This is a genomic window from Enterovibrio baiacu (assembly GCF_004120195.1).
Lineage (GTDB): Bacteria > Pseudomonadota > Gammaproteobacteria > Enterobacterales > Vibrionaceae > Enterovibrio > Enterovibrio baiacui.
The window spans coordinates 21119-47332 of sequence record NZ_SCHN01000020.1; the positions used below are offsets into that span (position 1 = coordinate 21119).

The 26214-nt window shown below is 49.5% G+C and carries 21 protein-coding genes; 16 read left to right on the forward strand and 5 right to left on the reverse strand.

Annotated features, from left to right (window positions below):
* The first annotated feature begins 92 nt into the window (after positions 1-92).
* The 4 genes from guaB to EQP46_RS19780 all read left to right on the forward strand — a co-directional run bounded on the left by guaB (position 93) and on the right by EQP46_RS19780 (position 7938).
* Positions 93-1556, forward strand: a complete 1464-nt coding sequence (guaB, locus tag EQP46_RS19765; protein ID WP_129495274.1) for an IMP dehydrogenase — start codon at positions 93-95, stop codon at positions 1554-1556.
* Positions 1557-1737: 181 nt separating this feature from the next.
* Positions 1738-3291 carry a glutamine-hydrolyzing GMP synthase gene (guaA, locus tag EQP46_RS19770; protein ID WP_129495275.1) on the forward strand — a complete coding sequence of 518 codons (1554 nt, stop codon included), beginning with the start codon at positions 1738-1740 and terminating at the stop codon, positions 3289-3291.
* 483 nt (positions 3292-3774) lie between these two features.
* The gene (locus tag EQP46_RS19775) at positions 3775-5952 is read left to right on the forward strand and encodes a calcium-binding protein (protein WP_129495276.1); all 2178 of its coding nucleotides are present in this window, start codon (positions 3775-3777) and stop codon (positions 5950-5952) included.
* Positions 5953-6378: 426 nt separating this feature from the next.
* Positions 6379-7938, forward strand: a complete 1560-nt coding sequence (locus EQP46_RS19780) for an AbgT family transporter (protein ID WP_129495277.1) — start codon at positions 6379-6381, stop codon at positions 7936-7938.
* Between the two features lie 232 nt (positions 7939-8170).
* On the opposite strand, the gene fghA is transcribed toward EQP46_RS19780, so the two are convergent.
* Both fghA and EQP46_RS19790 read right to left on the reverse strand, forming a co-directional pair.
* Positions 8171-9013, reverse strand: a complete 843-nt coding sequence (gene fghA, locus EQP46_RS19785) for an S-formylglutathione hydrolase (RefSeq protein ID WP_129495278.1) — start codon at positions 9011-9013, stop codon at positions 8171-8173.
* 55 nt (positions 9014-9068) lie between these two features.
* Entirely contained in the window at positions 9069-10199 is a 1131-nt protein-coding gene (locus EQP46_RS19790; RefSeq protein WP_129495279.1) for an S-(hydroxymethyl)glutathione dehydrogenase/class III alcohol dehydrogenase, read from the reverse strand.
* Between the two features lie 181 nt (positions 10200-10380).
* On the opposite strand from EQP46_RS19790, the gene EQP46_RS19795 reads away from it, so the two are divergent.
* Both EQP46_RS19795 and tadA read left to right on the forward strand, forming a co-directional pair.
* A complete protein-coding gene (locus EQP46_RS19795) occupies positions 10381-11262 on the forward strand; it encodes a LysR family transcriptional regulator (protein ID WP_129495280.1) in 882 nt (293 codons plus the stop codon).
* A gap of 92 nt (positions 11263-11354) precedes the next feature.
* Positions 11355-11939 carry a tRNA adenosine(34) deaminase TadA gene (gene tadA, locus EQP46_RS19800; RefSeq protein WP_129495281.1) on the forward strand — a complete coding sequence of 195 codons (585 nt, stop codon included), beginning with the start codon at positions 11355-11357 and terminating at the stop codon, positions 11937-11939.
* On the opposite strand, the gene EQP46_RS24285 is transcribed toward tadA, so the two are convergent.
* Both EQP46_RS24285 and mltF read right to left on the reverse strand, forming a co-directional pair.
* Positions 11936-12097: a hypothetical protein gene (locus EQP46_RS24285; protein WP_167482784.1), complete on the reverse strand. Its 162-nt coding sequence runs from the start codon at positions 12095-12097 to the stop codon at positions 11936-11938. The two genes, tadA and EQP46_RS24285, sit on opposite strands and share 4 nt — an antisense overlap.
* A gap of 101 nt (positions 12098-12198) precedes the next feature.
* A complete protein-coding gene (gene mltF, locus EQP46_RS19805; protein ID WP_240671774.1) occupies positions 12199-13728 on the reverse strand; it encodes a membrane-bound lytic murein transglycosylase MltF in 1530 nt (509 codons plus the stop codon).
* A 360-nt stretch (positions 13729-14088) separates the two neighbouring features.
* On the opposite strand from mltF, the gene purL reads away from it, so the two are divergent.
* The 3 genes from purL to glnB all read left to right on the forward strand — a co-directional run bounded on the left by purL (position 14089) and on the right by glnB (position 19039).
* Positions 14089-17997 (forward strand): phosphoribosylformylglycinamidine synthase, encoded by a 3909-nt coding sequence (gene purL, locus EQP46_RS19810; protein WP_129495283.1) that lies wholly within the window; start codon positions 14089-14091, stop codon positions 17995-17997.
* A gap of 122 nt (positions 17998-18119) precedes the next feature.
* Positions 18120-18557, forward strand: coding sequence for a GNAT family N-acetyltransferase (locus EQP46_RS19815; RefSeq protein WP_129495336.1), 438 nt, complete (start codon positions 18120-18122; stop codon positions 18555-18557).
* A 143-nt stretch (positions 18558-18700) separates the two neighbouring features.
* Positions 18701-19039 (forward strand): nitrogen regulatory protein P-II, encoded by a 339-nt coding sequence (gene glnB / locus EQP46_RS19820; RefSeq protein ID WP_129495284.1) that lies wholly within the window; start codon positions 18701-18703, stop codon positions 19037-19039.
* An 84-nt stretch (positions 19040-19123) separates the two neighbouring features.
* Here the strand turns inward: glnB and EQP46_RS19825 are convergent, their stop codons facing one another.
* Positions 19124-19729, reverse strand: coding sequence for a DUF6198 family protein (locus EQP46_RS19825; protein WP_129495285.1), 606 nt, complete (start codon positions 19727-19729; stop codon positions 19124-19126).
* A gap of 522 nt (positions 19730-20251) precedes the next feature.
* On the opposite strand from EQP46_RS19825, the gene glyA reads away from it, so the two are divergent.
* From glyA to nusB, 7 genes are all read left to right on the forward strand, one after another.
* Complete coding sequence (gene glyA, locus EQP46_RS19830; RefSeq protein ID WP_129495286.1) at positions 20252-21502, forward strand: serine hydroxymethyltransferase; 1251 nt, start codon at positions 20252-20254, stop codon at positions 21500-21502.
* Positions 21503-21633: 131 nt separating this feature from the next.
* Entirely contained in the window at positions 21634-22083 is a 450-nt protein-coding gene (gene nrdR / locus EQP46_RS19835; protein ID WP_017011356.1) for a transcriptional regulator NrdR, read from the forward strand.
* Between the two features lie 8 nt (positions 22084-22091).
* The gene (gene ribD, locus EQP46_RS19840; RefSeq protein WP_129495287.1) at positions 22092-23204 is read left to right on the forward strand and encodes a bifunctional diaminohydroxyphosphoribosylaminopyrimidine deaminase/5-amino-6-(5-phosphoribosylamino)uracil reductase RibD; all 1113 of its coding nucleotides are present in this window, start codon (positions 22092-22094) and stop codon (positions 23202-23204) included.
* 18 nt (positions 23205-23222) lie between these two features.
* Positions 23223-23885: a riboflavin synthase gene (locus EQP46_RS19845; RefSeq protein WP_129495288.1), complete on the forward strand. Its 663-nt coding sequence runs from the start codon at positions 23223-23225 to the stop codon at positions 23883-23885.
* Positions 23886-23933: 48 nt separating this feature from the next.
* On the forward strand, positions 23934-25043 hold the full coding sequence (gene ribBA / locus EQP46_RS19850) for a bifunctional 3,4-dihydroxy-2-butanone-4-phosphate synthase/GTP cyclohydrolase II (protein WP_129495289.1): 1110 nt from the start codon (positions 23934-23936) through the stop codon (positions 25041-25043).
* 215 nt (positions 25044-25258) lie between these two features.
* Complete coding sequence (ribH, locus tag EQP46_RS19855; RefSeq protein ID WP_016959723.1) at positions 25259-25729, forward strand: 6,7-dimethyl-8-ribityllumazine synthase; 471 nt, start codon at positions 25259-25261, stop codon at positions 25727-25729.
* The gene (gene nusB / locus EQP46_RS19860; RefSeq protein ID WP_420841390.1) at positions 25723-26196 is read left to right on the forward strand and encodes a transcription antitermination factor NusB; all 474 of its coding nucleotides are present in this window, start codon (positions 25723-25725) and stop codon (positions 26194-26196) included. Before ribH ends, nusB begins: the two co-directional genes overlap by 7 nt.
* Positions 26197-26214 lie beyond the last annotated feature (18 nt).

Genomic DNA, 26214 nt, shown 5'->3' on the forward strand with positions numbered 1-26214 from the left:
GTGAAAATCTATAGCCAAACGTTTGCGTCATCAGTATAATGCGGCGGCAATATTTAGACCCCCCGTATTTAATTTTGGCGTGAGATATTGCAATGTTACGAATAGCTAAAGAAGCCCTAACTTTCGATGATGTATTGCTGGTTCCAGCACATTCCACAGTTCTTCCAAACACTGCCGACTTACGTACTCAACTGACGAAAACTATTTCGTTGAACATCCCAATGATTTCTGCGTCTATGGACACAGTGACTGAAGCGCGTTTGGCTATCGCACTGGCGCAGGAAGGCGGCATTGGCTTCATTCATAAAAATATGTCAATTGAACAGCAAGCCGAGATGGTTCACCAAGTGAAGATCTATGAAGCTGGCGTTGTTACCCACCCAGTCACTGTTCATCCAGATGCGACAATCGCAGATGTTGTTGAACTCACCAGAAAGCATGGTTTTGCAGGTTTCCCTGTCGTCACCGAGAGTAATGAGCTTGTGGGTATCATTACTGGTCGTGATGTTCGCTTTGTGATTGACCTATCCAAGAAAGTCTCTGCTGTTATGACGCCAAAAGAGCGTCTGGCAAGTGTAAAAGAAGGCGCATGTCGCGAAGAAGTGCAAGAAAAAATGCACCAGGCGCGCGTTGAGAAAGTACTGGTTGTGAACGATGATTTCCAACTGACAGGGATGATTACCGCAAAAGATTTCCACAAAGCTGAAACCAAACCACACGCTTGTAAAGATGAGCAAGGTCGTCTGCGTGTTGGCGCGGCCGTGGGTGCAGGCGCTGGCAACGAAGAGCGTGTAAAAGCACTGGTTGAAGCAGGCGTCGATGTTCTACTTATTGACTCTTCACACGGTCACTCTGAAGGTGTACTAAACCGTATTCGCGAAACACGCGAAGCATATCCTGATCTCGACATCATCGGCGGCAACGTCGCAACGGGTGCAGGTGCAAAAGCCCTTATTGAAGCAGGTGTGAGCGCGGTTAAAGTGGGTATTGGCCCTGGCTCTATCTGTACTACACGTATCGTTACGGGTGTTGGTGTTCCTCAAATCACAGCGATTGCTGATGCTGTTGAAGTCGCAAATGGCTACGGCATTCCTGTTATTGCTGATGGTGGCATCCGTTTCTCTGGTGATATCTGTAAAGCCATCGCGGCTGGCGCATCGTGTGTCATGGTTGGCTCAATGTTTGCGGGTACAGAAGAAGCACCAGGTGAAGTGATCCTATACAACGGCCGTTCATACAAATCTTACCGTGGCATGGGCTCATTGGGCGCAATGTCTCAAGGTTCTTCAGACCGCTACTTCCAATCAGACAATGCGGCAGACAAGCTGGTTCCTGAAGGTATCGAAGGTCGCATTGCATATAAAGGCCACCTGAAAGAAATCGTTCACCAGCAAATGGGCGGTCTACGCTCAAGCATGGGTCTGACTGGCTCAGCAACGATTGAAGAGATGCGCACCAAAGCTGAATTTGTTGTTATTTCAGGTGCGGGCATGGCGGAATCTCACGTGCATGACGTACAGATCACCAAAGAAGCACCGAACTACCGTCGCAGCTAATTTCTGGTAAAGAATTCCTTCGACGTAAACGTTTGCTTTTTTTCTTGAAGCACTGATAAGAGGCGAGTAAACTCGCCTCGTTTTCATAACCCACAACCACAGCGTAGGAAAGAAAACCCATATGGTATGGGTCTTCCCAAGCGATCAAGCTTAGCTGGCGGTAACGATAAGACTGCTCAAAATGACTAAAGACATCCATGACCAACGCATTCTAATTTTGGATTTCGGTTCTCAATACACTCAACTCGTCGCACGCCGTGTACGCGAAATCGGTGTTTACTGTGAGCTATGGAGCTGGGATGTAGATGAAGCGGATATTCGTGAGTTCAATCCAGATGGCATTATCCTGTCTGGTGGCCCAGAGAGCGTGACAGAAGCAAACTCTCCACGTGCGCCTCAATATGTATTCGACTCTGGCGTGCCAGTGTTTGGTGTATGTTACGGCATGCAAACCATGGCAGAGCAACTTGGCGGTAAAGTAGCAGGCTCTGACGAACGCGAATTTGGTTATGCAGCAGTACAGGTGACGGGTGATTCAGCACTGTTTGCTGACCTAGAAACTACTCAAGATGTATGGATGAGCCACGGTGACAAAGTGGTTGAGATCCCATCTGACTTCGTGAAAATCGCGCAAACAGACACCTGTCCGTACGCGGCGATGGCAAATGAAGAGAAAAAATACTACGGCGTGCAGTTCCACCCAGAAGTAACGCACACCAAAAATGGTCTGAAGATGCTTGAGAACTTCGTACTGAACGTATGTGGTTGTGAGCGTTTGTGGACTGCTGAGTCAATTATCGAAGATGCCGTTGCGCGTATTAAAGAGCAAGTGGGTGATGACGAAGTTATCCTTGGCTTGTCGGGCGGTGTGGACTCTTCTGTTGTTGCGATGCTGGCGCACCGCGCAATCGGTAACAAACTTACCTGTGTATTTGTTGATAACGGTCTGCTTCGTTTGAATGAAGGCCAACAAGTCATGGAAATGTTTGGTGACCAATTTGGCCTAAACATCATTAAAGTCGATGCCGAAGAGCGCTTCCTTAACGCGCTGGAAGGTATCTCAGATCCAGAAGCTAAGCGTAAGAAAATTGGCCATGTGTTTGTCGATGTTTTCGATGAAGAATCGAAGAAACTGAGCAATGCGAAATGGCTAGCGCAAGGCACTATCTACCCAGACGTGATCGAATCTGCAGCGTCTAAGACGGGTAAAGCGCACGTGATTAAATCTCACCATAACGTTGGCGGTCTGCCAGATGACATGGAAATGGGATTGGTTGAGCCGCTGAAAGAGCTGTTCAAAGATGAAGTGCGTAAGATCGGCCTAGAACTTGGTTTGCCTTACAACATGCTTTACCGTCACCCGTTCCCAGGTCCTGGCCTAGGTGTTCGTGTACTGGGTGAAGTGAAGAAAGAATACTGTGATTTGCTGCGCCGTGCTGACGCTATCTTCATTGAAGAGCTGCACAAAGCAGACCTATACAACAAAGTGTCTCAAGCATTCACTGTCTTCCTGCCTGTTCGCTCTGTGGGCGTAATGGGCGACGGTCGTAAATACGATTGGGTTGTGTCTCTACGTGCTGTTGAAACAATCGATTTCATGACCGCACATTGGGCGCACCTGCCATACGATTTCTTGGGTAAGGTGTCTAACCGCATCATCAACGAAGTCGATGGTATCAGCCGTGTGGTTTACGATATTTCGGGCAAACCACCTGCAACGATTGAGTGGGAATAATTCATTATTTCTGTTTCAATAAAGTATGCGTTAATCGCCTAGCTTTTCTAAACCCCGAACAGGCTTCGGGGTTTTTTTATGCATTAGGTAATGTAAAGGTCAAAAATTAACCATTAGCTGACTGCAGGTTGACATTGAGTTATGCAAACACCTGCTTATTGATAAATCTGCTTATCATCAGTGCAATAGCACGAATTTTTAAACAGAACGATGCTCTGTATGTTCCCGTCTTATTCTTTAGAAAAACGCTGACTAGACACTCTTATATATTAGTTAATGCTTTTTTAGTCCTCCTCCTATGTCGTCTAACTTCATGGTTTCACGTCCATTTTTCTGACCTTGAAACGCTCTCAACCTCTGCCATAGTCGATAGTGCGATGTATGAGCTTCTAGTCTTCTGTGGCCCAGATGTCTATAGGGCTTCTTACTCTCGAAAGAAGTGCTCACATCAATATTCGTATGACTTATTAAAAGGTATCGAAAATGGCAACGATCAATGGAACAGTGAACGATGACACACTCGTAGGCACATCAGACGCGGATGAAATCTATGGTTCTGATGGCAATGATTATATCCGCGGCGAGGGTGGTAACGACTATATCAATGGTGGTTCAGGCAATGACACTTTGCTCGGTTCGGAAGGCGATGACGAAGTGCACGGCGGTACGGGTGACGACACCATTGTCGGAGGCGGCGGTGCGGACTTCCTCTACGGGAATGATGGACAAGACAATATCGAAGGTGGTGAAGGCAATGACACCATCTATGCAGGTTTGGCAGACGACGTTGTTTACGGTCAAGCTGGGAATGATGTTCTTTTTGGCCAAGGTGGCTCTGACCGCTTATTTGGCGGTGATGGCGACGACACCCTAGACGGGGGCCAAGGTGATGACATTCTTTGGGGAGATGCAGGCAACGACACCATGGATGGCAACGTTGGCGACGACATTCTCTGGGGCGGTGACGGCGACGACACCCAAAACGGCGGGAATGGTGCGGATTATCTTTGGGGGCAAAACGGCGCAGATACCCAACATGGGGGCAATGGTGACGACGTGATGCTCGGCGGTGATGGCGATGACCAAATGTACGGTGATGGCGATAACGACATGCTCTTTGGTCAGGCTGGCAGCGACTACATGGACGGTGGCGACGGCGATGACAAACTCGAAGGATTTATTGGTGATGACACGCTGATCGGCGGTGACGGCAATGATGACCTTTGGGCCGGAGATGATGATGACACCATTGATGGCGGCGCGGGGGATGACATTATCTCAGGCGGTTGTGATGATGACACGATCACGGGCGGCGATGGCGATGATGTCATTTACGGCGACGAAATAAACCTCGTCCTTAACAGTGGTTTTGAAAGTTGGGGTGATAACTCTGGCAATGAGTGGACCTTGCTAGAAGATGACCAAGTCCCGGGTTGGTATAGCGTGGATGCCACGAAGATCGAACTGCAGCAAGGATCGTTTGGCGGTACGCCTTACAACCCGCAGCACAACACAGTGCTAGAGCTGGATAGCACAGTCAACACCTCTGTTCGCCAAGATATTGATGTCACCAACGTGACAGCAGACGGCGACCGCACCATGAACTTCTCCTTTGATTATGCCAATCGCTTTGCGGGTAACAACACCACAACCAGTCCATTCAAGGTTGAGGTCTTTGATGGTGATGGCAATGTGTTGTTTAGTCGATCTTTTGATAACCAGTCGACGGTTCGTGCTTACCAAAACTTCGAGGCCAGCTTTGAGATCCCTCAAGGTGTTGAAGACATCACACTGAGCTTTACAGCTACAGGCAAGTCCGACTGTATCGGTGCCTTAATTGATAACGTGGTGCTTGAAGCAACCGATGATTGCCACGGTAATGACGTGATCGATGGTGGCGCGGGTGACGATACCATCTACGGGAATGGCGGCGACGATGTCATTACAGACCAGAGCGGCAACAATACCGTCTTTGGTGGCGATGGCGATGATCACATCACCACAGGTGATGGCACCGATGTGCTGCATGGTGGTAACGGGAATGATGGTTTCTGGGCTGGCGGCGGTAATGACACTATCCATGGTGGTGATGGTAACGATTATGGCGACGGTGGCGCCGGCTGCGATACCTTCTTCGGTGGTGCTGGTGACGATAGTTTCTCTGGCGGCGCTGGCAACGATATTTTGTATGGACAAGCAGGTGACGACACCCTAAATGGCAACGATGGGTGTGACAGTCTGTATGGTGGTCCTGGCAACGATACCTTGAATGGCGGTAATCATAACGACCTGCTTTCTGGCGGCTCGGGTAACGATCAACTGCTGGGTGGTAATGGTTGTGACAAGTTGTACGGCAACTCTGGCAATGACTGGCTGCAAGGTGGTAACCACAATGACATCCTCGCTGGTGGCAGTGGCTGTGACAGCTTCGTGTTTGAAACCAATGATGGTCGAGACACCATTAAAGATTTCAACAAGCACTATGATTCGCTGGTGATTGATAATTCTGTCGCCACGCACATCAGTCAAGTCAACGTGTATTCGTTTGATTGGGGTAAATCAACCCTGATTACGTTTGATTGCGATAACACACAGATCGTTCTCGAAAACTTCAAATGCTGGAATGTCAGTTCGGACATGTTTGATTTTGCGAACGTTTAATCGCTAACCATTAAAGCACTCAAAGCCTCCGCCAATCAGGCGGAGGCTTTTTCATTAGTGGTGATTTTTCGCTCACCAATGTATGCCTTTCTTTCAGTACTCACTTGAACTTGTCTGATCTTTCTGTCCTCTCAAAACCGTGACGCCACTCACTAACAGCCTGCCTAATACTCATTTCTTCATCCTGACGTAAACGCATTATTTCGTTTGTTGCGCGTCAGGTGGTTCATTGTTTCCAGCGTGTAGAAAAGGTGTGTATTTTCTGAACTAATATTCTTCTTTTGTGAGTTAATTGGGCATTTGTGACTACCAAATAAGAATTAAATATGTATTTTATGCTGTTGAATAATTATGACGTGGTTTCACGTCAGAAAAATAATTCGCAGCAAGCGAAGCAAACACACACTTTTAACCATGGAGCTTTACATGAGTAACCATGCTATGGACAACATTCCAGACGCGCCAAAAAGCGCAATGGACAAGTTTCTCAACGGGATTGAGAAAGCAGGGAACAAAATCCCTGATCCGGCATTATTGTTCTTTTATGGACTGTTGATTGTTTGGGGCCTGTCGGCACTTCTTTCTCAGGTTGATTTTGGCCTGATACACCCTGTTACCGGCGCATCCGTAGAAATTAACAACCTCCTTACTGGTACTGCATTGGCGAACTTCCTTGCCAATATGGTCACCACCTTCACTAGCTTCGCGCCTATGGGTATCGTGCTAGTGGCAATGCTGGGTGTGGGTGTGGCAGATGCGTCTGGCTTCATCACCACTGGCTTGAAAAAAATGCTAAACGTCACCCCTAAGAAATTGCTGACACCAGCACTTATCTTAGTGGCAATCGTGTCGCACACAGCGGCAGATGCGGGCTACGTTCTGGTTATTCCATTGGGCGGCATTATCTTCCACGCAGCGGGTCGTCACCCACTGGTGGGTATTGCAGCTGCATTTGCGGGTGTATCAGGCGGTTTCTCTGCGAACTTTATTCCTGCGGGTATCGACCCATTGCTTGCGGGTTTCACTCAGTCAGCAGCACAAGTATTGGATAAAGACTACGTGGTAAACCCACTGGCTAACCTTTACTTCACCGGTTTGTCTTCGTTCCTGATCGTGGGTATCGGCTGGTACGTGACTGAAAAAATCATTGAGCCGCGCCTAAGCAAACTGCCAATCGATGAAGATGCTGAAAAAGCACCGGATTTGGGTAGCTTCACGGATATCGAAAGTAAAGCATTCAACCGCGCAGGCTTTGCGATGCTTGCAGGTATCGCGCTACTTGTGTTTGCTGTGCTTCCTGAATCTTCTGCACTGCGTTCGCCTGAAGGTGAATTGACGGCGTTCACAGCACCGCTGATGAAATCTATCGTGCCACTGATCTTCATCCTGTTTGTTATTCCAGGTGTGGTTTATGGCCGTGTAGCAGGTACATTCAAAACCCAAGGTGACATCATCAAGGCAATGAGCCTGACCATGTCTACCATGGGTAGCTACCTTGTGATGTCATTCTTCTGTGCGCAGTTCCTTGCTGCATTCAGCCAATCAAACATTGGTACTTTGTTGGCATTGGAAGGCGCTGAGTTGCTTAAAGCACTGAACATGCCGGGTCAATTGACCATCATTGGTATGATTCTGCTAACGGCGAGTGTGAACCTGTTGATCGGTTCTGCATCAGCGAAATGGGCATTGATTGGTCCTATCCTTGTGCCTATGTTGATGGCGTTGGGTATCTCCCCTGAACTGTCTCAAGCGGCTTACCGTGTTGGTGACTCTGTATCTAACATCATTTCTCCTTTGATGGTGTTCTTCCCGCTGGTGGTTGTTTACTGTCAACGTTATGTGAAGAGCACAGGTATCGGTACCCTAGCGTCAATGATGATGCCTTACTCGATCGCGATGCTGATCGGTTGGAGTATCTTCCTACTAGCGTACTGGGCTCTAGGTATCCCATTGGGTATTCAAGCGCCATACACTTACTCTATGTAAGCGTGATGCTTGCGAGTGTGCTTGAACAAAGGCACACCGTAATGAACCGAGAGCCTCGCCGTTGTGCGGGGCTTTTTTTCGCCCGAATGTTCACGTGAGAGTGGTTGCTTGTGAGAGCTTGCACGACAGAAAGTCCTCACGAGGGAGATAAGTGCGCAGAGAGACCAGCAAAAGAGGCTGACATAAAAAAAACCGGCGACCGCCGGCTTTTCAGATTCGGGTAAGCCTGACGCTATTTGAGGTGCTTGGCGTGAAAACGCACGTGATCTTCAATAAAGCTAGAGATGAAGTAATAGCTGTGGTCATAGCCTTCTTGCATACGAAGCTCTAGTGGGTAGCCAACTTCCTCTGCCGCTTGAAGCAGGTTTTCTGGCTTAAGCTGTTCGTGCAAGAACTGATCAGCATCGCCTTGGTCTATCAGCATCGGCAGGTGAGCGTCCGCTTTTTTGATCAATGCGCAACTGTCGTATTCGCCCCATGTGCTTTTGTCTTCACCCAAGTAATTACTTAGGGCCTTCTGTCCCCAAGGTACATTGATGGGGTTTACAATTGGGCTAAACGCAGAAACAGAACGGTAAAGACCACTGTTTTTTAAGGCGATGGATAATGCACCGTGACCACCCATGCTGTGTCCTGAGATCGCTTTAACATCGCTGACGGGGAAGTGATCTTCAATCACTGCTGGTAGCTCTTTCACCACGTAATCATACATGTGGTAAAAGCGATTCCATGGGGCTTCAGTGGCGTTCACATAGAAGCCCGCACCAATGCCAAAGTCGTATGCGCCGTCAGGATCGTCAGGAATATTTTCTCCACGCGGGCTGGTGTCAGGTGCCACAATGGCAATCCCCAACTCAGCAGCAATGCGGTGTGCGCCTGCTTTTTGCATGAAGTTTTCATCAGAGCACGTCAGGCCTGACAGCCAATAAAGCACCGGGACTTTGTTGGTTTCAGAGGCTTGAGGTGGAAGGAAAATAGCGAATCGCATATCACAGTGAACGGTGCGCGATGCGTGGGTATATTGCTTGTGCCAACCGCCAAAGCTGCGGTTGCTACTGATGTTTTCAATACTCATTACGAGCTCCATTCAAACCGCGTTTTGTGTGAGCAAAACGCGGTCAGTGACTGAATTACTTATCGAAATGGATGACGGTACGGATGCTTTCACCTTTGTGCATCAGGTCAAACGCTTCATTAACACCGTCTAAGCCCATGGTGTGTGTGATGAAGTCATCCAGCTTGAACTCACCTGCAAGGTAGCGCTCAACGATTTCAGGCAGTTCTGAACGGCCTTTAACGCCACCGAATGCAGAACCGCGCCATACGCGACCTGTTACCAACTGGAATGGACGGGTTGAGATCTCTTGGCCTGCACCAGCAACACCGATGATCACGGATTCGCCCCAACCTTTGTGACAACACTCAAGCGCTGAGCGCATCACGTTAACGTTGCCGATACACTCGAACGAGTAATCCACGCCGCCGTCGGTCATTTCAACGATCACGTCTTGAATCGGTTTGTCGAACTTGCTTGGGTTGATGCAATCGGTCGCGCCCAACTTGGTTGCCAGCTCAAATTTGCTTTCGTTCAGGTCAATACCAATGATGCGGCTCGCGCCTGCCATTGCTGCGCCGATGATGGCTGACAAGCCAATACCACCAAGGCCGAATACAGCAACCGTGTCGCCTTTTTGTACTTTCGCCGTGTTGAGCACCGCACCCATGCCCGTTGTTACGCCACAACCGAGCAAGCATACTTCTTCTAGAGGTGCTTCTTTGTTGACTTTGGCTAACGAGATTTCTGGCAATACTGTGTACTCAGAGAACGTTGAACAGCCCATGTAGTGGTAAATCGGTTGGCCGTCTTTGTAGAAACGGGTTGTGCCGTCAGGCATTAGGCCTTTACCTTGGGTTTCACGAATTTTCTGGCATAGGTTGGTTTTGCCTGATTTACAGAACTTACACTCGCCACATTCTGGGGTATAAAGTGGAATGACGTGATCACCCACTTGTACGCTAGTGACGCCTTCGCCGATTTGCTCAACGATACCACCGCCTTCATGACCCAAAATAGCAGGGAAAATACCTTCTGGATCGTCACCTGATAGGGTGAAGGCATCGGTATGACAGACACCTGTAGCAATGATACGCACAAGTACCTCGCCAGCTTTGGGTAGCATCACATCAACTTCTTCAATGCTCAGTGGTTTGCCTGCTTCCCATGCGATCGCTGCACGAGATTTGATGAATTGGTCTGTCATGAAAATATCCTCAGAAAAAGTATTGTTGCTCTCTCGACTAACCATAGAAGAGACCAAGAACTTGAATGGGTTCACTTCTGTGACAACGCAGTATTACGCTGTAAAGTTGGTCATAGTTTATTTGTTTCCTGTCACTTGATAATCCATAATTCCTGCAATTTACTTTTACTGGACAGTAACAATGGCAGATTGGCAAGGCGTTTCAGAATTTGTCGCTGTGGCAGAAACGGCAAGCTTTACCAAAGCAGCACAACGATTGGGTACATCAACGGCACATGTCAGTCGTCAAGTGTCTTTACTAGAAGATAGGTTAGATACGCGATTGTTGTTCAGAACAACCCGCCGCGTGTCGCTTACAGATGAAGGGGATACGTATTTTCAACATTGTCGCCTTCTTTTAGACGGATTACGGGAAGCTGAAAGCGCGTTAACACAGTTAAAGGAGTCACCGCGTGGGCAAATTAAACTGACGGCCCCCGTCACCTATGGTGAGCAGATGATCATGCCGATCATCTTGGATTTCATGATTCAGTACCCAGAAGTTGAAATCGAGGTCGATTTGACCAACAACCAATTGGATTTAATTGATTCAGGGTGTGATTTTGCCATTCGCTTGGGGCGACTAGCCAATTCGTCATTGGTGTGCAAGCGCCTCGCAACACGTAAGCTGATTGTGTGTGGCTCACCAACCTACTTGGCGAAGAACGGTACGCCGCATACTTTGTCCGAGTTAAGTCAGCATAATTGCTTACGAGGGCAGCACGACTATTGGCGTTTTCGTGAAGAAGGACGCGAGAGAAATATCCGCATTTCAGGCTCATTGCGTTGTAACAGCGGTATCGCTTTGTTAGATGCCGCAAAGCAGGGCAGTGGTTTGATTCAATTGCCAGACTATTATCTGCAAACCGCATTGGATGAAGGTTCAGTCGTGCGTGTGCTGAACAATTATCAAGATCTTGAAGAAGGGATTTGGGCACTTTTCCCGCATCGCCGATTGCAGCCTTTGAGGGTGAAAACGCTGGTGGCGTTTTTAACCGATGCGCTGGCAAATAAAGCGCTATGACGGTTATATCCTCGTCCTTGCGCATAGGATGCAGCACCTAGAGGTGGTTTACGTATATACTCCGTCTCGCAATCGAGTGATGGAAAGTAACAGTGGAAAACGACGTGACGCAAACAGAATTAGATCATCAATTTATGCGACGAGCCATTGAGCTTGCGGGCAATGCAGAAGCCGAAGGCGAAGTGCCAGTAGGGGCGGTGGTTGTTCACAATGGTGTTGTGATTGGTGAAGGTTGGAATCGGTTAATCGGTCAGCACGATGCGACGGCACACGCTGAAATGATGGCGCTGCGTCAGGCGGGGAAAGTCCTGCAAAATTATCGATTGCTCGATGCCACACTGTACGTCACGCTGGAGCCTTGTCCTATGTGTGCCAGTGCGATGGTGCATAGCCGAATCGGCAAAGTGGTGTTTGGCGCATCCGATGCGAAAACAGGCGCGGCGGGCAGTGTGATGAACTTACTCAGCTATGACGGTGTAAACCACCATGTTGCTTATGAAGGTGGTGTGCTAGACGTGGAATGCCGTGAGCAGTTACAAGCGTTTTTCCGTCGTCGTCGAGCGGAAAAAAAGGCGGAGAAAGAAGCACGCAAGGCGGCGTTGGCTGCTGAAGGCTCGGAGAGCGCTGAAAAGCCGAACAAATCCGCAAAAAAAGTCACGTTGAACAAAAACGCTTAATAGTTTTCCTCAAAGGCTGCGAACTCTCTGATCGCAAAGGTGCGTTGACGCCATAACACTTTCTTCAAGTTGTTAGAACGCATTCTCTTGCGGCGGTTCGCAGCCATGCTGCTGCTTCGACTGAAGCTTGCTTGAGCTTGTCTTTTCTTCGCTAACATCTGTTGCTCCATAAAGGAATGAAAAGCGCAGCCAATGCTGCGCTCGTGATTCGCTAGATGGTTAAGGTTATAACCTGCTAGTGTGAACACACTATGACAGGTTAGTCGCCTTTTTTGTCGCTGTCGTTTTCGCCTTTGGGACGTTCTGACTTTTCTGGCTCAGTTAACGTTTTGTCGTCAGCTTTCTCAGCAGGTGCCTCACCGTCAGCTTTGTTTTCACTATTTGGCGCAGCTTGTTCCATGTCCACCACAATGGTTTGCAGATCATCCACGTTATCGGCTTCTTCACTTTGAATGGCAAGGGCCTTGTCTTGTTCATGTCCAATGATGCTTTGGTAGTAGCGACGGATATTCTCTACGTAGCTTTTCGCTTCATAGCCGCGCGCGTAACCATAACGGGTTTGCGTGTAGTACTGGCGCTTCGCCAACAACGGCAAACGTTGCTTCACATCCGCCCATGAATCAGGGTTTCCGCCTTGCGCCTTGGTCAGTCGACGCGCATCCATCATGTGACCAAAACCGATGTTGTAAGACGCAAAGGCAAACCAAATTCGCTCGTGTTCATTCACGCTGTCTGGCACGCGGTCGAGCATTTTACGTAGGTATGCGGCACCGCCTCGAATGCTTTGTTCTGGATCTAAACGGTTTTTCACGCCAACAGATTTTGCTGTAGGCAGTGTCAGCATCATCATGCCGCGAACCCCAGTCGGGGATACCGCCCGCGGGTTCCAATGGGATTCTTGGTAGGACAATGCTGCCAGTAAGCGCCAATCAAATTCGTCGGCGTACTTTTTAAATAGCGGTTCCCACTTCGGCAATTTGCTGTCGATGGCGCGTAAGAAAGCACGGGTGTCGACAAAGTCAAAACTGTCGACATGGCCGAAGTACTTCTCTTCCAATGCAGCCAATTCACCACTTTGGGTTTTCTTGCCGAAGAATTCGATCATCAGCGCATACAAGCTGTCGTCTTGGGTTTTCTTCATAAACCAAGCCACAGGCTCATCTTCCGTTAATTCAATCGCGACGGTGATGGTGGGGTGGGTGCGTTGGATCAGCGCAATATCGACAGAGTCGGCAATCGTAAAGTCGAGTTGTCCATCGGCGACCTGTTTAAGAAGCTCGTCATCGTCGGTGTCTTTGATGCTTTCCCAAATCAAATCTGGGTACTCGCGCTGAATGGCTTGAAGGGTCATGGCATGGCTAGAACCTTCCACCACGGCGATACGTGCGCCGTCTTTATTCAGCTCAGTGAGGTTACGCGGGCGCCAATGGCCGTTTTTGTACACCAATTGCTGGCTGACAAAATAATACGCAGGTCCCGGGCGGAACTGCTTCATGCGCTCTTCAGTGATGGTCAAGCCTGCGGCCAAAATATCCACATCACCACGCTCAAGCGCGGGGAAAAGACCTGAAAGGGTATATGCCGGCTGCATTTCGAGTTTGACGCCAAGGCTGTCTGCAAACTGGGTCGCGAGTTCGAAGTCGAGGCCTGTTGGGCCATCGGAACCAATGTAATATGACAACTGGTTGTTGAGCGTACCTACACGTAAGACGCCACGATCGCGGATTTTCTCCAGCTCAGATCTGTCGTCATAGTGCCACTCGCAGGCGGAAAGAAAGAAAACCGCCATGATGCCTACTAGCAGGGGATAAAGTCGTTTTACTGCGTTAGCGTTCAAAAAGATATGCTCACTCTCTATCGATAGGGGACTGTTATATCAAAGCTCGCACTACGCGAAAAGCCGAGCTGCATTTCTTGCTGAAATTGTGCCGTATTCTGACAAGATCAAAGTTCATCAGAAAAAAGTTACGCAAACGGTTGCGTCAGGTGTTACGTCGCTCACCTTTTTACCCTATAATACCGCCCCGAAGACCTTGTTGGAGGCTCAAAAGTGGTATCGACGTGGCTTTTCCATGAACGTTAGCAGCGATTAATCATGGGGTTAGGTCAATGTCACTTTAATCCACCGCTAACCGAGAGACGTACGCACATGGAAATTTTGCGTGGTTCCCCCGCTCTGTCCGATTTTCGAGTCAATAAACTTCTAGAAAGCTGTCAGGCGAATGATTTGCCTGTTACTGGCCTCTATGCAGAGTATACCCATTTCGCTGATATCAGCGCGCCGTTGAGTGAAGATGAACAACAAAAGTTGGCGCGTCTTCTCACGTACGGACCAACAATCGCGGAACATGCTCCAACAGGAACCTTGATTCTTGTTACGCCACGCCCCGGCACTATTTCTCCTTGGTCCTCTAAAGCGACCGATATCGCACACAACTGCGGATTAAACCAAATCAAGCGTCTTGAGCGCGGCACGGCGTACTACGTTGAGTTGTCTGCGGAACTGACCGACGCACAAACAAGCACACTTATTGGGCTACTTCACGATCGCATGATGGAAGTGGTGTTTGCAGATATGGCAGATGCGTCCGCGCTGTTCATTGAAGCAACCCCTGCACCAGTGAAAGCCGTTGATGTGCTAAGTGGTGGTCGCGACGCATTGGTTACTGCCAACGTGGAGCTGGGCCTTGCGCTTGCAGACGATGAAATTGATTACTTGGTGGAAAGCTTCATCAAACTGGGTCGCAACCCGAACGACATCGAATTGATGATGTTTGCTCAGGCCAACTCAGAGCACTGTCGTCACAAGATCTTCAACGCGGATTGGACGATTGATGGTGTTGATCAGGACAAGAGCCTGTTCAAAATGATCAAAAATACCTTTGAACATAACAGTGAATATGTGTTGTCTGCCTACAAAGATAACGCCGCTGTCATGATGGGGTCTGAGGTAGGCCGTTTCTTCCCTAACCCTGATTCTCGCCAATATAACTACCATCAGGAAGCGGCACACATCCTGATGAAAGTTGAAACGCACAACCACCCAACGGCGATTTCGCCATGGCCGGGCGCATCAACCGGTTCTGGCGGTGAAATCCGCGATGAAGGCGCAACCGGTATTGGCGGTAAGCCAAAAGCGGGCTTGGTTGGCTTCACCGTATCAAACCTTCGTATTCCGGGTTTTGAGCAGCCTTGGGAAACCGATTTCGGCAAACCTGACCGTATCGTGAATGCGTTGGACATCATGCTAGAAGGCCCTCTGGGTGGCGCAGCGTTTAACAACGAATTTGGTCGTCCAAACCTGTTGGGTTACTTCCGTACTTACGAAGAAAAAGTCACGTCACACAACGGTGAAGAAGTCCGTGGTTACCACAAGCCAATCATGATCGCTGGTGGTATGGGTAACATTCGTGAGCAACACGTTCAGAAGAAAGAAATCCCGGTTGGCGCGAAGCTTATCGTGCTGGGCGGCCCTGCGATGAATATCGGCCTTGGCGGCGGCGCAGCCTCGTCAATGGCGTCTGGTCAGTCAGCAGAAGATCTTGATTTCGCATCAGTACAGCGTGAAAACCCAGAAATGGAGCGCCGCTGTCAGGAAGTGATCGACCGTTGTTGGCAGTTGGGTGAAAGCAACCCTATCGCCTTTATTCACGATGTGGGCGCGGGCGGTATTTCTAACGCATTGCCTGAATTGGTTGATGACGGTGAGCGTGGCGGTAAATTCCAGCTACGCGATGTACCGAACGACGAGCCGGGCATGAGCCCGCTAGAAATTTGGTGTAACGAATCTCAAGAACGTTATGTGATGGCCGTTGCGCCAGAAAACATGGCCGTGTTCGATGCGATCTGTAAACGCGAACGCGCACCCTATGCTGTGGTGGGTGAAGCGACAGAAGAGCGTCATTTGACCCTTGAAGATGCGCATTTTGACGATACACCAATCGACATGCCGCTAGACGTGTTGCTGGGCAAACCACCGAAAATGCACCGCGACGTGCAAACTCAGAAAGTGGAAGGCAAAGCGATCGACCGTACAGGAATCTCGGTGGAAGACGCGTCACTTCGCGTATTGCGTTTGCCTTCTGTGGCAGAGAAAACCTTCCTTATCACCATCGGTGACCGCACGGTAACGGGCCTCGTTGCACGCGACCAAATGGTTGGCCCATGGCAGGTACCTGTGGCGAACTGTGCGGTAACGGCTGCGAGCTATGACACCTACCACGGCGAAGCCATGTCGATGGGTGAGCGTACGCCAGTTGCGCTGCTTGATTTCGCCGCGTCGGCGCGTTTGGCTGTGGCTGAGTCACTGACCAACATCGCGTGTTCTGACATTGGTGACCTGAAACGCATCAACCTTTCAGCGAACTGGATGGCTGCAGCGGGTCACCCGGGTGAAGATGCCGGTCTTTATGAAGCCGTGAAAGCGATCGGTGAAGAGTTGTGTCCAGCACTTGATTTGACGATTCCAGTGGGCAAAGACTCGATGTCGATGAAAACCCGTTGGGAGCAAGACGGCGAGCAGAAAGAAAACACATCACCGCTTTCTTTGGTGATCACGGCATTTGGCCGTGTTGAAGATGTTCGTAAAACCGTCACGCCTCAGCTTCGCACGGATAAAGGCGAGAGCGCATTGGTACTGGTCGACCTAGGTCAAGGCCAAAACCGCCTCGGCGCAACCGCACTGGCGCAGGTTTACAAGCAATTGGGTGACAAGCCTGCGGATGTTGATAGCCCTGAATTACTGAAAGGCTTCTTCAATGCTATGCAAACCTTGGTACGTGACGAGAAGCTTCTGGCTTACCACGACCGTGGTGACGGTGGTCTTTATGTGACCTTGGCTGAAATGGCGTTTGCGGGTCACGTTGGCCTGGACGTCGATATCAATACCTTGTCTGCGACGGGCGAGTGTGATGATGAATTGGCAGCACTGTTCAACGAAGAGTTGGGTGCGGTTATTCAAGTTCGTACTGAAGACTTGGACGCGGTGCAATCGACCTTGGCGTCTCATGGTCTAGAAGCATGTAGCCACGTGATTGGTACGCTGAGCGATGAAGATACGGTTCGCATTTGGAACGGTGACGAATTGGTGCTGGAACAAAACCGCACTGAACTCCGCACCATCTGGGCGGAAACGACCCATAAAATGCAAGCAATGCGTGACAACCCAAGCTGTGCAGACCAAGAGTTTGCGGCGAAGAAAGATGTCACTGACCCAGGCTTGAGCGCAGCGTTGTCGTTCGACGTTCAAGAAGACGTGGCTGCACCGTTCATCGCAACAGGTGCGCGTCCTCAAATGGCGATTTTGCGAGAGCAAGGCGTGAACTCGCACGTTGAAATGGCAGCGGCATTTGACCGTGCTGGTTTTGACGCGAAAGACGTTCACATGAGTGATGTCTTGAGCGGCAATGTCACGCTAGAAGGCTTCAATGGTCTTGTCGCCTGTGGCGGCTTCTCTTACGGCGACGTATTGGGTGCGGGCGAAGGTTGGGCGAAATCCATCCTGTTTAATGACATGGCGCGTGATCAGTTCGAGCGTTTCTTCCACCGCGGCGATTCATTTGCGCTGGGTGTGTGCAACGGTTGTCAGATGTTGTCGAACCTTCATGACCTGATCCCAGGCGCGGATTTATGGCCACGCTTCGTACGCAACGAATCTGAGCGTTTTGAAGCGCGTTTCAGCTTGGTAGAAGTGCAAGAAAACCCATCCCTGTTCCTTGGTGGCATGGCGGGTTCTCGCATGCCTATCGCGGTTTCTCACGGTGAAGGCCGTGTGGAAGTGCGCAATGCTGAACATCTTGCTGCGATTGAGCAGTCTGGTACTGTGGCGCTGCGTTACTTGGATAACTTCGGCAAAGTGACCGAAAACTACCCTTCTAACCCGAACGGCTCGCCAAACGGCATCACAGGCCTCACGACCACCGACGGTCGCGTGACCATCATGATGCCGCACCCTGAGCGTGTGTTCCGTACCGTGGCGAACTCATGGCACCCAGACAGCTGGGGCGAAGACAGCCCATGGATGCGTATGTTCCGCAATGCGCGTGTAACGCTGGGATAATTGGATGAAGGAATCGCCAAATTTGTGACACAAACCGCTGCCCACGGGTGGCGGTTTTTTATCTCATTGCATGCGGTAAGGGCGAAAAGGTATATTCCGATGGCAATGGAGGAGAGATGCAAATGGACAGTGCAATCAGTTTTACACTCATTCCCACGGGGCAAGTCTCATCTGAGCTGTTGACCCGTTTCCCCGCTTTATCTCAACTGGATGAGATGTCTTCCGATCAAGAAGTGCCCGTGTTGGTGGCAGAAAAGGAAGGTGCGCCGGTCGCTGTGGCTGTGCTTTCGCACGCCAAGCGTCATAACGGCATCATGGTGGAAAACGCCACGTTAACCCTGCTAGAAGTGGATCAATCTTCACGATTACAGGGTATCGGTAAAATCTTGTTAAATGCGTTAGAAGCGTATGCCGCAACCATTACACATGAACTCAAAGTGGACTGTGGTGCGGTAATTGGGCGGAAGCCAATGCAGTCATTATTGACGAATTCAGGCTACCAACCGCCGTTTGCAAGCGGCGATGCGAAGCCGACCCAATGGAAAAAATCTCTGATTTGAGCCGATACGATGCACGAATGTGAGAGTGAAAGCTGCGCGCTATCCCTCACCTCGGGTTACAATTAACGTCATAGCGTTAAACGAATTTATTGATGATATTGCTGATTCGGTTGCTAGGGATCGGCACTTATAGGGAATGCGACATGAAAAAAATCGAAGCGATTATTAAACCATTCAAGCTAGATGACGTCCGTGAAGCGTTAGCTGAAGTGGGTATTACGGGTATGACGGTATCTGAAGTGAAAGGTTTTGGCCGTCAGAAAGGCCACACCGAGCTTTACCGTGGTGCTGAATACATGGTCGACTTTTTGCCGAAAGTGAAGCTAGAAATCGTGGTTGCCGCTGATATGGCGGATCAGTGCGTCGATACCATTGTAGAAACAGCGCAAACCGGAAAAATCGGCGACGGCAAAATTTTCGTTACCGAAGTTGAACGTGTTGTTCGTATCCGTACAGGTGAAGAAGACGAAGAAGCGGTATAACCGCCATCCACAGATATGTCGAAGGCCTCCCACTGGGAGGCCTTCTTGTTTCAAACGACTGCTTTTGGTTGGTTGCAACCGTATTCAATAACACACCACGTAACGATCTGGACGATGGTTCATGGTAAGTACAAGGTTCAGGACAAATGCACCCATCGCCGAGCACGCCAATAGCCAAGGTGAGACGAAGAAAAACGAGGCGAGAAGAATTGATAAATCGATTCCCATCTGAACATTACCCGCGCGCACGCCAAACCTTTCCTGACAAAACAGCGCAAGCACGTTGAAGCCGCCCAAGCTGGCGTTGTGACGGAAAATCATCAGCATGCCAACACCCATCAGCAATCCACCAATCAACGCGCAATACACGGGTGATAGCCAATCCACGCTAAACACATGGCCAATGTTGTCCGTGATAATGGAAACCATGGCGCCGGCAAACACGCTTCTTAGCGCAAACTGGCGCCCAAAGCGTTTCCACGCCATGACATAGAAAGGCAGGTTAAACAGGAAATACAGAGTACCAAACGACAGATCCACAAACTGATTGAGCAAAAGTGCCAGTCCTGTCGTACCGCCTGTAAGAAGGCCAGCCTGTTGAAGAAAGAACACGCCCTGTGCCACGATAAATGTACCCGACAAAATGGCGATCAAGTCTTCGAGGGACGTGTGTCTAGGGGTTAAGTTCAAAAGGTTCTCCCAAAATGGTGTTGCTTCGCAAATTTGTCGTTTTTAAAGGAAAAAATGACGTTGCTAACGAGCCAGTAAAACAAAAAGTGGGAAATCTTAATGACTCAGGAAAACATTGAAAAGATGTGCCTGAAAGACGGCGAACAGCCTGTGTCATAAATGCGTTACACACTGTAAAGGAAAACGGTTTACACATCCGGTTGAATAGCGGTTTCATGCCGCTTTGCGCTTGATGGGTGAATTGAATTCATGGTTAGAATGAAAAATGACCATGTTCGGCAACGCAAAAAAAATGTGATTGCTACTACCTGTTGCGCAACAAATTTTGTAGAATCGCACCAGTTAGGAAAACCGTGACGAAAACGTTTGCGTCCGCATGGATACTGGTGTTTTAGAATCGGTAAAAACCCACTTATTCTGAGGTTACAACCAGGTTGACTAAATCACTTGTCTCTATCGAGTTATTTAGCCAACTTGGTTAAACACGTTAGCCTAGGGAACAATCTGAGTCAGGAGATACAGATGCTAAAGCGTGACATGAATATCGCTGATTACGATCCAGAGCTTTTTACTGCGATCCAGGAAGAAACTGCACGTCAAGAAGAGCACATTGAGCTCATCGCGTCAGAAAACTACACCAGCCCTCGCGTTATGGAAGCGCAAGGTTCCCAGCTAACCAACAAATACGCGGAAGGCTACCCAGGCAAGCGCTACTACGGCGGTTGTGAGTACGTTGATAAAGCAGAAGCACTTGCGATTGACCGTGCTTGTGCGTTGTTTGGCGCAGAATACGCAAACGTACAGCCACACTCAGGCTCTCAAGCAAACAGTGCGGTTTACATGGCACTGTTGAACCCAGGCGACACGGTACTAGGCATGAGCTTGGCACATGGCGGTCACTTGACGCACGGTTCACCAGTAAACTTCTCGGGTAAGCACTACAACGTGATTCCTTACGGTATCGACGAAGCGGGTCAAATCAACTACGACGAAATGGAAGCGCTAGCGCTTGAGCACAAACCAAAGATGATCATCGGTGGTTTTTCTGCTTACTCTCAAATCGTTGATTGGGCACGTATGCGTGAAATCGCTGACAAAGCGGGCGCGTACTTGTTTGTTGATATGGCACACGTTGCGGGTCTGATTGCAGCGGGTGTATACCCAACGCCAATCCCACATGCGCACATTGTGACCACAACCACGCACAAAACCTTGGCAGGTCCACGTGGCGGTTTGATCCTTTCAAACGCTGGCGAAGACATGTACAAGAAGCTGAATTCAGCAGTATTCCCTGGCGGTCAAGGCGGTCCTTTGATGCACGTTATCGCGGCAAAAGCGGTAGCATTCAAAGAAGCGATGGAGCCGGAATTCAAAGCTTACCAGCAGCGCGTTGTTGATAACGCAAAAGCCATGGTTGCTCAGTTCCAAGAGCGCGGTTACAAAATCGTCTCTAACAGCACTGAAAACCACTTGTTCTTGGTTGACCTGATCGACAAGAACATCACAGGTAAAGAAGCGGATGCAGCACTGGGTGCGGCAAACATCACTGTGAACAAAAACAGTGTGCCAAATGACCCACGCAGCCCATTCGTTACATCTGGTATCCGTGTTGGTTCTCCTGCTATTACACGTCGTGGTTTTACCCAAGATGATGCGAAAGAGCTGGCTAACTGGATGTGTGACGTATTGGACAACATCGAAAACCAAGATGTTATCGATGCGACCAAAGCCAAAGTGCTTGAAATCTGTAAGCGTCTGCCTGTTTACGCGTAAGCCGCAAATTGACGATAAAAAGCACCTTCGGGTGCTTTTTTTGGCTCTAAATTCACCACTTTCGTCATTCTACCCACTTACCCTTTAGGTTAAATCGGTTACACTGTTCTTCAATTATTGAAGGAGGCGAGATGCACTGTCCATTCTGTGGTGCAAATGACACCAAAGTGATCGATTCACGACTTGTGGCTGATGGCCACCAGGTGCGTCGTCGTCGCCAGTGTTTAGCGTGTAGCGAACGTTATACCACGTTTGAAACTGCCGAACTGGTGATGCCGCGTATCATCAAAACTAATGGCAACCGAGATCCGTTCAACGAAGATAAAATGCGTGGCGGTATTCAGCGAGCGTTGGAAAAACGTCCTGTCAGTGCTGACGATATCGAGAAAGCCATCAACACCATCAAATCCACCATTCGTGCAACGGGTGAACGCGAAGTGTCGTCTACCTTGGTGGGGAACCTCGTGATGGATGCACTAAAAGAGCTCGATAAGGTGGCTTATATTCGCTTCGCGTCCGTATATCATAGCTTTGAAGATATTCGTGATTTTGGCGAAGAGATAGCTCGCCTAGAAAAATAAGCGGATCCATGTTTTCTATTTTTGATTCAGAAATGATGCAGCGCGCGATCGATTTGGCGCAGCGCGGCATTTACACCACGGCACCAAATCCGAACGTTGGTTGTGTGATCACTCAAGGTGATGACATCGTTGGCGAAGGCTTCCATTTTCGTGCTGGTGAACCTCATGCAGAAGTTCACGCTTTGCGTGAAGCGGGCGAGCGTGCATTAGGCGCAACAGCTTATGTCACGCTGGAGCCTTGTTCCCACCATGGCCGAACGCCACCTTGTGCCGACGCACTGATCAACGCCAACGTTAGCCGCGTTGTCTGTGCCATGGTGGATCCCAATCCGAAAGTGGCAGGTCAGGGCATACAGCGAATGCGCGATGCAGGTATTCAAGTTGATGTGGGCTTAATGCAACCGCAGGCTGAGGCATTGAATCCTGGTTTCATCAAAATGATGAAAACCGGCGTCCCGTTTGTTCAGTTGAAGCTCGCCGCGAGCCTTGATGGTCGCACGGCGCTGGCCAATGGCAAAAGCCAATGGATCACTGGGCCTGAAGCGCGCAGTGATGTCCAAGGCTTCCGTGCTGTTGCGGGTGCGATCTTATCAACCAGCCAGACGGTGCATGATGACAACCCATCGCTGAATGTGCGCTGGGCACAACTGCCTCAAGAGGTAAAAGCGCACTACGATGAGGCGACCTTACGTCAGCCTATTCGTGTGATATTTGATTCAAATGGCACTGTTTCTCCGACATCGCATATGTTTTCGCTCGACGGGGCCATCGTCATTGTTACTGCGAACGCCTCGCTGTCTTTCGAACAAGAGAACGTTGATGTCGTTGTGGTGCCAAAGTGCGCGAAAGGCATCGATCTGAACGCGGCATTGCGTGCATTGGCGAGTAAAGGCATTAACCACATTTGGGTTGAAGCGGGGGCAACGCTCGCGGGCAGCCTGCTTGCTGAAAACCTTGTTGATGAGTTGATTGTTTATCAAGCCCCCAAGTTAATGGGATCGGACAGCCGCGCCTTGGTGAATCTTGAAGGGATCGTCTCCATGGAACATGTCCCGACCTATTCTTTGACGGACGTTTGCCAAATAGGCAACGACATTCGTCTGCGATTACACAAGCAGTAACACTCAAAGCGAAGAAGTATGTTTACAGGAATTATCGAAGCGGTTGGCCGTATTCAAAAGATTACGCCAAAAGGGACAGACATCGCCCTGACCGTTGAAAGCGGAAAACTGGACCTGTCAGATGTGAAACTGGGTGACAGCATCGCCACCAACGGCGTGTGTTTGACCGTGGTGGAACTGACAGGCAATGGCTATGTTGCTGACCTTTCGATGGAAACATTGAAGCGTACTGCGTTTGCGCACTATCAAGCTGGGCAAAAAGTGAACCTTGAAAAAGCGATGCTGCCAACCACGCGTTTTGGTGGTCACATGGTATCTGGCCATGTTGATGGGTTAGCCACTGTGGTATCTCGCGAACAATCGGGACGTGCGATCGAGTTTTGGCTCGAAGCATCTGCAAGCTTGGCGAAATACCTCGCAGAGAAAGGTTCTGTCACCATTGATGGCATTAGTTTGACCATCAATGCCGTTGATGGCGCTCGCTTCAAGTTGACCATTGTGTCGCATACCGCACTGGAAACCACCATTGAAGATTTGAGTGTCGGCAAGCAAGTCAATCTCGAAGTGGATGTGATTGCTCGCTACTTGGAAAGATTGATGATGGGCGATCGCGCCGCGCAGCAAACAGGCGAAGGCGGATTGACCATGGCAAAACTCGCGGAGTCGGGTTTTCTTAAATAATGTAACCCTTGCCGTTTGGGCAAAGGCAGACGTAACAAGGAAAGAACAATGGCCATAAGCAGCGCAGAAGAGATCATTGAAGATATTCGTCAGGGCAAGATGGTAATCCTGATGGATGATGAAGACCGCGAGAATGAAGGCGACCTAATCATCGCGGCTGAAAAGGTTACCCCTGAAGCCATCAACTTTATGGCGATGTACGGTCGTGGCCTGATTTGCTTGACCATGACGAAAGATCGTTGCCAACGTCTTGGTCTGCCGCTGATGGTTAGCGACAACAATGCACAATTTTCCACTGCGTTTACTGTCTCTATTGAAGCAGCAACAGGCGTTACAACCGGTATTTCTGCTGCTGATCGTGCTCGCACCGTGGAAGCGGCTGTGGCCCCGAATGCGGTTGCGGCTGACTTAGTGCAACCGGGGCACATTTTCCCCTTGATGGCACAAGACGGTGGTGTTCTGACGCGTGCTGGTCACACCGAAGCGGGTTGTGATTTGGCGCGTTTAGGCGGTTTTTCTCCGTCGGGTGTGATCGTTGAAATTCTCAATGAAGACGGCACCATGGCGCGTCGTCCTGACTTAGAAAAATTTGGTGAGAAACACGACATCAAACTCGGTACCATTGCTGACTTGATTGAGTACCGTAACAACCACGAAACCACCATTGAACGCGTTGCTGAGTGCAAGCTGCCAACCGATTTTGGCGAGTTCGACCTGATTACCTACCGAGACACCATCGACAATCAAGTGCACTATGCGCTGCGTAAAGGTGACGTGGATAACCAACCGACCATGGTGCGTGTCCATCTGCAAGATACTTTTACCGATGTGCTGCACTCTGACCGTTCGGCAGAGCGCAGTTGGTCATTGACGGACGCGATGAAGCGTATTAATGCGGAAGGCGGCGTGTTGGTTATCCTCGGTAAAGAAGAGTCGGCCGATGGCATCATCGAAAAAGTGCGCAACTTTGAAGCGCAGGATAAGGGTGAGCGTCCAGCGTCCGCCAAATGGCAGGGGACAAGTCGCCGTGTGGGGGTTGGCTCGCAGATTTTGGCCGATCTTGGCGTGACAGAAATGCGTTTGTTGTCATCGACATCAAAGCGTTATCACGCACTCTCTGGCTTTGGTTTGAAAGTGGTCGAGTACGTGTGCGACTAAACTGAGTAAAGACATTTAACGATGAAAGCGCAGCACTCGCTGCGTTTTTTGATTTATACCCAAGTAACTTGAATCCAGTACCTTCAGGTTACTTGGGTATAAAGGGCGTAAACATACGCGCCATACATTGCGGGATAAGCGCTAGAAGCTTTGCAGAAAAGTGTGATAGAATCCCGCGGTTTCTCAATCCGGATAAATAAGTCACAGGAAGGCCCATGAAGGTAATCGAAGGTGCATTTGCAGCACCAAATGCTCAAGTTGCTATCGTTATCTCCCGATTCAACAGCTTTATTAACGAAAGTCTGCTGGATGGAGCCATTGATGCACTGAAGCGTCAGGGCCAGGTTAGCGAAGAGAATATTACTGTAGTACGTTGCCCAGGCGCTTACGAGTTGCCATTGGTTGCTCAACGTGTTGCAAAAAGCGGTCGTTACGACGCAATCATCGCTCTAGGATCAGTGATCCGCGGCGGTACGCCACACTTTGACTATGTGGCCGGAGAATGTAACAAAGGTCTAGCACAAGTTGCATTGGAGTTTGATACTCCTGTTGCTTTTGGTGTCCTGACTGTTGACACCATTGAACAAGCCATCGAACGCGCGGGTACCAAGGCTGGTAATAAAGGGGCAGAGGCTGCACTAAGCGCGCTTGAAATGGTAAATGTCCTGTCCCAAATCGAATCCTAACGGGGGTTATCGTGAAACCAGCCGCAAGGCGTAATGCACGCCATTTTGCACTACAAGCCATTTATTCTTGGCAATTAACCAAAGGCAACGTTGCTGATATCGAAGCACAGTTTCTTTCGGCAGATAATTACGAAGAAGAAGAGCACCAGGCCGAAGAGCCACGTCTACGTCAACCTGAAACGGATGTTGATTACTTCCGTGACCTGTTTGCCGGCGTTGTGTTGAACCACCAAGAAATGGACAGCAAAATGCGTCCTTACTTGTCTCGTCCAATCCAAGATCTGGATGAGATGGAACATGCGCTTCTGCGTCTAGCTATGTATGAGCTAACAAAACGTGAAGATGTTCCTTTCAAAGTTGTAATTAACGAAGCTATTGAGTTGGCGAAGCGTTTCGGCGCTGAAGACAGCCACAAATTCGTGAACGGTGTGCTTGATAAAGCCGTACCGACACTAAGAAAGAAATAATCTGAAAGACAGATAAAA

Bases quoted from the DNA above. Each gene is read 5' to 3' on its own strand.
- guaB (WP_129495274.1), top strand. From the start codon at position 93: ATGTTACGAATAGCTAAAGAAGCCCTAACTTTCGATGATGTATTGCTG.
- guaA (WP_129495275.1), top strand. From the start codon at position 1,738: ATGACTAAAGACATCCATGACCAACGCATTCTAATTTTGGATTTCGGT.
- EQP46_RS19775 (WP_129495276.1), top strand. From the start codon at position 3,775: ATGGCAACGATCAATGGAACAGTGAACGATGACACACTCGTAGGCACA.
- EQP46_RS19780 (WP_129495277.1), top strand. From the start codon at position 6,379: ATGAGTAACCATGCTATGGACAACATTCCAGACGCGCCAAAAAGCGCA.
- fghA (WP_129495278.1), bottom strand. From the start codon at position 9,013: ATGAGTATTGAAAACATCAGTAGCAACCGCAGCTTTGGCGGTTGGCAC.
- EQP46_RS19790 (WP_129495279.1), bottom strand. From the start codon at position 10,199: ATGACAGACCAATTCATCAAATCTCGTGCAGCGATCGCATGGGAAGCA.
- EQP46_RS19795 (WP_129495280.1), top strand. From the start codon at position 10,381: ATGGCAGATTGGCAAGGCGTTTCAGAATTTGTCGCTGTGGCAGAAACG.
- EQP46_RS24285 (WP_167482784.1), bottom strand. From the start codon at position 12,097: ATGTTAGCGAAGAAAAGACAAGCTCAAGCAAGCTTCAGTCGAAGCAGC.
- mltF (WP_240671774.1), bottom strand. From the start codon at position 13,728: ATGGCGGTTTTCTTTCTTTCCGCCTGCGAGTGGCACTATGACGACAGA.
- purL (WP_129495283.1), top strand. From the start codon at position 14,089: ATGGAAATTTTGCGTGGTTCCCCCGCTCTGTCCGATTTTCGAGTCAAT.
- EQP46_RS19815 (WP_129495336.1), top strand. From the start codon at position 18,120: ATGGACAGTGCAATCAGTTTTACACTCATTCCCACGGGGCAAGTCTCA.
- glnB (WP_129495284.1), top strand. From the start codon at position 18,701: ATGAAAAAAATCGAAGCGATTATTAAACCATTCAAGCTAGATGACGTC.
- glyA (WP_129495286.1), top strand. From the start codon at position 20,252: ATGCTAAAGCGTGACATGAATATCGCTGATTACGATCCAGAGCTTTTT.
- nrdR (WP_017011356.1), top strand. From the start codon at position 21,634: ATGCACTGTCCATTCTGTGGTGCAAATGACACCAAAGTGATCGATTCA.
- ribD (WP_129495287.1), top strand. From the start codon at position 22,092: ATGTTTTCTATTTTTGATTCAGAAATGATGCAGCGCGCGATCGATTTG.
- EQP46_RS19845 (WP_129495288.1), top strand. From the start codon at position 23,223: ATGTTTACAGGAATTATCGAAGCGGTTGGCCGTATTCAAAAGATTACG.
- ribBA (WP_129495289.1), top strand. From the start codon at position 23,934: ATGGCCATAAGCAGCGCAGAAGAGATCATTGAAGATATTCGTCAGGGC.
- ribH (WP_016959723.1), top strand. From the start codon at position 25,259: ATGAAGGTAATCGAAGGTGCATTTGCAGCACCAAATGCTCAAGTTGCT.